The organism is Kitasatospora sp. NPDC093558, from assembly GCF_040683475.1.
GTDB lineage: Bacteria > Actinomycetota > Actinomycetes > Streptomycetales > Streptomycetaceae > Kitasatospora.
Genome location: NZ_JBFBDY010001377.1, coordinates 1 through 1076, shown reverse-complemented (window position 1 = coordinate 1076; position 1076 = coordinate 1). Strand labels below are relative to the sequence as shown.

General features: G+C 69.8%; 2 protein-coding genes. Both read left to right on the top strand.

All coding sequences use genetic code 11. The features are described 5' to 3' along the window. Window positions 1-188: hypothetical protein (locus AB0O00_RS41130; RefSeq protein WP_363659760.1), on the top strand; the 188-nt coding region annotated here is incomplete at its 5' end. Between the two features lie 360 nt (window positions 189-548). Beyond that, on the top strand, window positions 549-1076 hold a 528-nt coding region (locus AB0O00_RS41125; RefSeq protein WP_363659759.1), incomplete at its 3' end, for a glycosyltransferase.

Sequence of the window (1076 nt, the reverse complement as noted above, 5' to 3'; positions counted from 1 at the left end):
CCCTCTCCCAGCCCTTCCAGGGCGCCCGCGACAAGGTCAACAGCGGCAAGATGGCCGAACCGCACACCTACGTCGACTCCCCGGTGGTCGAGCGCACCTGCGGCGCGTTGTTTGCGGCGGTGCGGTACCGCCGGCTTCGGGATCTGCGTTCCGCGAGACGACACCCAGTGCTCCTCATCCGTCGATGACCGGCGGGACGGTTGGACCCGCCCGGTGACCGCCATTGATCTCGGAGAGCGAGCGCGTCCGGCAGCGACGGACCGACAGTGTCACCGGCCCGGCCCAGCGCAACCACACGAATGGCCCGCCCCCTTCGGTCGGACACCGTGTTGGACCACCGGACCGAAACCGGGCCGAAATAGCATCGCCGACGCGATGCGCGTCCCGGGGCGAACACGGCTTGGCCGCACCCGGTCCGCGCTCACCCTCGCAGCCCGCATCCCGCATCCCGAGAGGCCGTTGTGGCACGACCTGACAGCTCCCCTCCCCGTCCACGCCGCTCCGGCCCGTCCCGTTCCGGCCGCCGGAAGCCCACCATCTGCCTGTGCATGATCGTCAAGGACGAGGCGGCGGTCATCGAACGCTGCCTCGCATCGGTGCGCGACCTCGTCGACACCTGGGTGATCTCCGACACCGGATCCACCGACGGAACCCAGGAACTGATCCGCCGTGCGCTGGCCGGCATCCCCGGCGAGCTGCACGAGGAGGCCTGGACGAACTTCGGCCACAACCGGACGCTCAACATCCGCCACGCCCGCGGCAAGGCCGACTACCTGCTGCTGATCGACGCCGACATGGTCGTGCGGCAGGAGGGCCCGCTCCCCGCACTGACGGCCGATTCCTACATGCTGCGCCACCCCGCCGAACTCGAGTACCGGATCAAGCGGCTGGTCCGCGGCACCGTCGACTGGCGCTACGAGGGCTCGACCCACGAGTACCTGACGACGGATCAAGGCGACCGCACCGCCAACCTCGACGCACTGGTCATCGAGCACTTCGCCGACGGCGGCTCGCGCGCCGACAAGTTCGAACGCGACGCCCGTCTGCTCCAGGAGGACCTGGAACGCGATCCCGGC